The sequence below is a fragment of the Dendronalium sp. ChiSLP03b genome (genome assembly GCF_034531165.2).
GTDB lineage: Bacteria > Cyanobacteriota > Cyanobacteriia > Cyanobacteriales > Nostocaceae > Dendronalium > Dendronalium minutum.
The window spans coordinates 112,101-118,673 of the sequence record NZ_JAVRBR020000157.1; the positions used below are offsets into that span (position 1 = coordinate 112,101).

4 protein-coding genes are annotated in these 6,573 nt (G+C 38.8%); 2 read left to right on the top strand and 2 right to left on the bottom strand.

What is annotated here, in order from left to right; translation table 11 throughout:
• Nucleotides 1–221: 221 nt before the first annotated feature.
• Together RMY31_RS36710 and RMY31_RS36715 are read left to right on the top strand one after the other, a co-directional pair.
• The gene (locus RMY31_RS36710; RefSeq protein ID WP_322661456.1) at nucleotides 222–1,016 is read left to right on the top strand and encodes an FAD binding domain-containing protein; all 795 of its coding nucleotides are present in this window, start codon (nucleotides 222–224) and stop codon (nucleotides 1,014–1,016) included.
• Between the two features lie 9 nt (nucleotides 1,017–1,025).
• Complete coding sequence (locus RMY31_RS36715; RefSeq protein ID WP_322661458.1) at nucleotides 1,026–3,770, top strand: molybdopterin-dependent oxidoreductase; 2,745 nt, start codon at nucleotides 1,026–1,028, stop codon at nucleotides 3,768–3,770.
• Nucleotides 3,771–4,116: 346 nt separating this feature from the next.
• Here RMY31_RS36715 and RMY31_RS36720 read toward each other — a convergent pair whose 3' ends face one another.
• Complete coding sequence (locus RMY31_RS36720) at nucleotides 4,117–5,151, bottom strand: acyltransferase family protein (protein WP_322661460.1); 1,035 nt, start codon at nucleotides 5,149–5,151, stop codon at nucleotides 4,117–4,119.
• A gap of 381 nt (nucleotides 5,152–5,532) precedes the next feature.
• A complete protein-coding gene (locus tag RMY31_RS36725; RefSeq protein ID WP_322661467.1) occupies nucleotides 5,533–6,138 on the bottom strand; it encodes an exopolysaccharide biosynthesis protein in 606 nt (201 codons plus the stop codon).
• Nucleotides 6,139–6,573 lie beyond the last annotated feature (435 nt).

Sequence of the window (6,573 nt, forward strand, 5' to 3'; positions counted from 1 at the left end):
GCAAGGCTAAAATGTTGCATTAAAAATCTCTGAAAAATTGAAGTTTAGACACATAATCGAATTTTTCTATTGCACTACTTTAGCCTTGACACGCCACTACAGCCAAAGACTGGGAGTGATTAAATCATTCATAGCCGGAGTGCGAAGGAATACTCTACAACGCACTGCCTCATCTTAAATTTTATTTTGGTAATATAACTGGAAACTATCCAGGTAAATCAATGGATTTGCCAAACATCGAAACCTATTTACGTCCTGACAATATTCAAACTATCCCCAACTGGGGTGAAGGTTGGGCTTGGTTAGCTGGTGGAACGTGGTTATTTTCCGAACCGCAACCACATCTTAAAGTACTAGTAGATACGCAGTATTTAAGATGGTCTGAAATTGAGATTCAAGCAGATTATTTAAGTATTGGCGCGACTTGTGCATTAATTAAGTTATTAGAATATCCTTGGTTAGCAGAATGGACAGCAACGGCGGGATTTAAAAGTGCAGTTGCGGCACTAGCAGCATCATTAAAAGTAATTAATATAGCAACAGTAGGAGGAAATATTTGTCTTGCCTTGTCTGTGGGAACTTTGGCACCGGTAATGGTGGCGTTGAATGCAAGTTACGAAATTTTGAATTTAAAGGGAGAGTCGCGTCTAGTTACAGCAAAGGACTTTCAACTAGGTTTTAAAAAGACAATTTTACAGCCAGGAGAAATCCTTAGACGAATTTTAATTCCTTTGTCTAATTTAAAATGGACAATTAATTATCAACGCTTTAGCATTGCAGCGACAGATCCGGCTTTGGCAATTGTGGTGATTGCTAGCAATCATCAACAGGTGCGTTGTGTAATTAGTGCTAGTGTTGCCGCACCCCGCTTACTGGAATGCGAACATGTGAAAACAGCACCAACGCAGTTAATTAACTCTTTAGAAAATGAAGATTTTATTGAAGATAGTAGGGCAAGTGCAACTTATCGCCGAGAGATGACGGCAGTTTTAATCAAGCGATGTTTTAATAATTAAAAATTAAAAATGCTAGAAGACTTACAGTTTTTAGTTAATCGTCAATCTTATACGGTAACTTGTCACCCTGGAACTAGTCTTTTAAGTTTATTACGTCAATTGGGTTGGTTTGGTGTCCATCGTGTTTGCGATGCTGGTGATTGCGGCGCTTGTACAGTTTGGGTAAATGATACACCAATCCATAGTTGCATTTATCCAGGAATGCGAATTGCTAATCAATCAGTAACTACCATTGAAGGACTTTCCCAAGATGGGGAACTTGCACCCATGCAGCAAGCCTTTTTGGCAGCACAAGGCTTTCAATGTGGGTTCTGTACTCCTGGCGCAATTATGAGTGCAGCAAAGTTACCTAAATTATCAGAAGAAGAACTGCGCCTAGCTTTAAAAGGCAATCTCTGTCGCTGCACTGGTTATCAAGCAATTGTCGAAAGTATTCAAGAAGGTAGAAGCCAGGAGGTAGAAGGTAGGAGGCAGGGGGGAGCCAGTGCGTTGGGCGGCTCTGCCGACTTGAAGCAACTGGCGTGCAGAGGGGCAGAGGGAAGCCAGTGCGTTGGGCGGCTCTGCCGACTTGAAGCAACTGGCGTGCAGAGGGGTAATACTCAAAACTCTCCACTGCCCACTCCCCACTCAGTCGGAGAAAGCATTTCTAAACAAGATGGTGCAGCAATTGTCACTGGCAAAGCATCTTACACAGCAGATATTTCACCACCTGGATTGTTACATCTTAAAGTACTGCGATCGCCCCATCCCCACGCACGTATCCGTAATATTCATACAGAAGAAGCGAAAGCAGTTTCCGGAGTAGTTGCCATTTTCACCCACGAAGATGTACCTAGGATACCCTACACCACTGCCGGTCATGCCGAACCAGTACCCGATCCGTTAGATCGTTACTTATTAGATAATAAAGTGAGATTTGTAGGCGATCGCGTTGCCGCTGTAGTTGCAGAATCACCCAGTATTGCCGAACAAGCTTGTCAATTAATTACTGTCGATTACGAAATCTTACCCCACGTTATCGACCCGATGGAAGCAATCAAAGGTAACGGGGTTGTAATTCACGATGAACCAGAATCATTGCAAATTCCTCATCGAAATCTAAACATTGCCGGGCAAATATTTCTCGAATCAGGTGATTTAGAACAAGGATTTGCCCAAGCAGATTTGATTGTCGAAAACACTTATTATTTACCAGCAGTTCAACATGTCCACCTGGAACCGCATATAACTATTAGTTGGCTAGAAGCAGATGGTACTTTAGTTGTGCGTTCCAGTACCCAAGTACCATTTCATTGCCAAAGATTACTCTCACAACTTTTCGATTTACCCAAAGAGAAAATCCGCGTTTATAAAGCACAGCTTGGCGGTGGATTTGGCAACAAACAAGAGATTTTATCAGAAGATTTATGTGCTTTAGGAACCCTGCGTACAGGCAAACCCGTGCAATGGGAATTCACTAGAAACGAGGAATTTACTGCTACAAATAGCCGCCATGCGATGACAATCCGTATTAAAAGTGGTGTCAAAGCAGACGGTAAATTAGTTGCCCAAGATATGGAAATTATTGGCAACACAGGTGCTTATGGAAATCATGGGCAAACAGTAGTATTTTTAGCAGGTTATATTCCCCTAGGTTTATATCGTTGCCCAAATAAAAGATTGCAGGGTTTTGCAGTTTATACAAATACAATGCCAGCTGGTGCATTTCGCGGCTATGGTGCAACTCAAGGTACATTCGCCATAGAAAGTCAAATCGATGAAATCGCTAAAAAGCTAAACATCGATTCTGTAGAAATGCGTTTAAAAAACCTAATTCAACCAGGAGATGTGATTAATTTAGGCAGGTCTGAAGACCACTTTAACTTAATTGGTAGCTACGCTGTTCAAGAATGTTGGGAAAAAGTTATCGAGTCCCTTGGTTATGTGACTGGTACATTACCAAAAGTAGAAGGTTCTCGCCGTCGTGGCATAGGTTTTGCTGTTTCGATGCAAGGCAGTGGTTTATCAAAAATCCACCTGGCTAATGTGAAATTATCACGCTTATCTGAAGGCAAATATGAGTTAAGAACTGGTTCGGTAGATGTTGGCACTGGTTCAGATACAACTTTAAGACAAATAGCAGCAGAAATTTTAGGTGTGAGAGTTGCCGATATTCAGATTATTTCTGGCGATACTCAACTCACACCTTTTGATTCTGGTTCTTATGCTTCCGCTACAGTTTATATTTCTGGACAAGCTGTTAAATTAGCAGCCGAAAAACTCCTCTCCTCTAATGAAAATAGTGTTGAAGTCTCCTATGCCGCAGACGAATCAACATTAACTTTTGCCGTTCAAGGTGTAGAGGTAGAAGTTGATATAGAAACTGGTAAAACTCAAGTTTTGAAATGCGTACAAGCAATTGATTTAGGTAAGGCAATAAATCCCCGAATTTGTCACGGACAAGCGACAGGTGGTATCGCCATGGGGATTGGCTATGCTTTAATGGAAGAATTATTTTTTGACGAACAAGGGAAAATTATTAACCCAACATTGCGCCAATATCGTATTCCTACAGCGGCAGATATGCCACTAATAGAAGTAATTTTAGTAGAAAAATCTGACCCTTACGGCCCATTTGGCGCTAAAGGAGTGGGGGAAATTACGATTAATTGTACAGCGCCTGCCATAGCCAATGCGATCGCACATGCAACTGGATGCAGACTATACCAACTTCCCATGACACCCGAAAGACTTTTTGAAGAATTAACAATTTGATAGTTAGAATTCAGCATCCAGAAAGCAGAATTCAAAATTTATAATGAGTTTAGTACCATCGGGATATTCATTCATCCAATCTTCGTGTGCTTCTCTAACTATTCTGACTTCTAAATTCTTACAAGTTTTGCTTACCTCTAAGCTCGACTTTATCCAAAATTAAGAACTTGGTTCTCGTTATACAGCAAAAACCCTAGGTTTTTGGCAAAAACTTTTTCCATGTCACTGGTTATTGGTGAAATCGAAAAAGTCAAACGATGGTTTCACAAAGCTTTCAGCGTTAGCGTAGAAGCTTTTTAGCGGCTTGCCGCAGGCATCGCATTCAGAGAAAATGGATAAAGTCGAGCTAAGTTGAAACCTTTGATGGCATAATTTTCTTCACAGCTAAATCATAATAACGCTGAACAAAATAAGATATTAAGACTATCAAAGGCAACCACACACAAAGCAAATACAAGTAGGATAATAATGGCGATGTGGGTTTATAATAATTAACTCCAAGTAAAATTATCCTATGTGTTAAATACATACAGAATGAAGAATAGCTAACTAGTTTAATAATGTTTTGGTTAAATATAGTTACAGATAATTTACCCAAAGCCCAGATAGCAGGCAAAGACGCAAAAATGCCAAAAGCTATTACTAGTACATTAATAGACCAATGCAATGATTCTCTGATATGAAACAAACTAAATACTATAGCTAGAATAAACAAAGATATTGTCAATATTTTATAATTAGCAAGCATTTCTTGAAGTTTCTTGGCTCTAGACACAATCAATCCAAATACAAAAATTGGGGAATAATATAGAAGACGCGGACTGATTAAGCTAGTTTTCCAATATAAGAGAGTTAGAATAAGAAATCCAATAGTAGAAAATACAATTATTTTTTTAGCATTATATTTATATAAAAGAAATGGTACTAAAAGATAAAACAATAAAATCATCGTTACATACCAAAGAGTTAGTAATCGAACGTCCAATATCATGTTAAGTAGAAATGCAGAAATTATAAAAGTCTTTTGGTCTATCAGTTTAAATAGTAAAAAGCCAGAAAGAGTAGCAATAAACAGGGGATATATTCTAAAAAATCTAAAAATGAAGAAATGTTTTATATCATTAAAAGAATTAAATTCATAACGGTAGCCAAGTAAAAATGCAGATATAAATGTAAAGCCTCCTAAGGCGCAATGGGTAATAAAATTTGTAATAAAATTGTTGTAAAAGCTAGGAATAGATGAATATTGCAATAAATGCCAAAATCCTACAATATATAAAATTAAAATTGCTCGAATAGCGTCTAATTCAGGAATTCGTTCGCTTTTTTTAGGAGTTATACCGCTATTATTTGTCGAGGACAGTATTTTACTTTCAGCCATTAAATGCACTCTTACAGATATTCTATTTCGGCTAACCAAAGTAGCATAGTATATGTTCGCTCCATAATTCAAGAGCTCGTTATTATTTAGTAGCGAAAGCAAAAACAGCGTTTTGCTTGGAGTTAGCAAAAACTAATCTATGAGCTTTCTACATGGGGTTGAGGGATTAGCCAAGAATCAATATCGCGAACTGAACCTTCTTGAATTCTATTGAATATGTGCTACCACATATCTTGGCTTTTTTCAATTCGTCCGGGTGTAGCTACAACTATCGTGGATACATAGATAGTAGATGCACCCTAAATTAAATTACAACCCTTAGCTTTTCTTTTGGCTGAGGGTTTTTATTTTATTTATTCCCTTATCCCCCTATCCTCGTCACTATTTAAAGATAGATGGTAGCAAACTAGGGGCTAACCAAAGAGCATAACCAATAAATCCAAATAGTGCAGTAATTAAAGCAGTGAGAAAATAGCCAATGCAAATCAGTAAACCATCAGCTTCAATGGTGGCAACTGCCAAAATTAGAATACCTATAGTAGGGAAGGGATTGGTAAAAGGAATAGGTGATATTAATAATATAGTTAACCAAGAGATACAAAGCCCATTGATTCGCCAAGTTAATGGATTATTGGCTATTTTTGCCAACCGAGGACGAGTGATTTTCTCTAATATCTTAGTAAGGCGTTGCAGGTTTTGTAGAAGTAATTGGGCAAAAGGGCGAGGAAATTTGTAGCGGGCAATTTTTTTGGGTAGCCAAGGCGATCGCCTGCCCAAAACCATCTGCATTGACAACAACAAACACGCAGCACCAAAAGGGCCAGTTAATCCCGGTGGCATGGGAAACAAAAATGGTAAAACTAATAATGCAATGACTAGACTAAAACCCCGTTCGGAAGTCTCTGCCAGAATATCGCCCAGAGACAGATGCTGTTCAGCCAAGCGTCGCAGCAACGACTTAATTTCTTGAGAAAATTTTAGATGCATTTGGCGTGAGTTGATGTGAGTTGCCACAAGACCCAGCTTTCATTAAATATATCAATACGAGTATGAATACAAATGCATCCACAACTATTCCAGATCATACCAAATTATTAATTTTGTCTTTTACCGCAGATATAAATTGAGTTTTATACTAAATTTGCATGATTGATAAGTAGGTAGACATAATTAATGTGAGTTCGATGAACCTCTCCCCAACCCCTCTCCGACGCGGAGAGGGGCAGAAATCTTTTTACTTTTGAACGAAAGAATCAAGCTTTTAAAGCCTCTCTCCCTTTTAGGGGCTACGGTGTACACACAAGTCGAAGTAAAGTAATAAGAGCAGGGGTTTTGAGGAGTAAAAGGCAGTGGAAAATCCAATCAGAATACACGCGCAAGCAGTTAAGGGGAAAGCATTTGGAGACGGGCGACTCTCTAAAA

Excerpts from the sequence above, each read along its gene's own strand:
- RMY31_RS36710 (WP_322661456.1), top strand. The coding sequence starts at position 222 with ATGGATTTGCCAAACATCGAAACCTATTTACGTCCTGACAATATTCAA.
- RMY31_RS36715 (WP_322661458.1), top strand. The coding sequence starts at position 1,026 with ATGCTAGAAGACTTACAGTTTTTAGTTAATCGTCAATCTTATACGGTA.
- RMY31_RS36720 (WP_322661460.1), bottom strand. The coding sequence starts at position 5,151 with ATGGCTGAAAGTAAAATACTGTCCTCGACAAATAATAGCGGTATAACT.
- RMY31_RS36725 (WP_322661467.1), bottom strand. The coding sequence starts at position 6,138 with ATGCATCTAAAATTTTCTCAAGAAATTAAGTCGTTGCTGCGACGCTTG.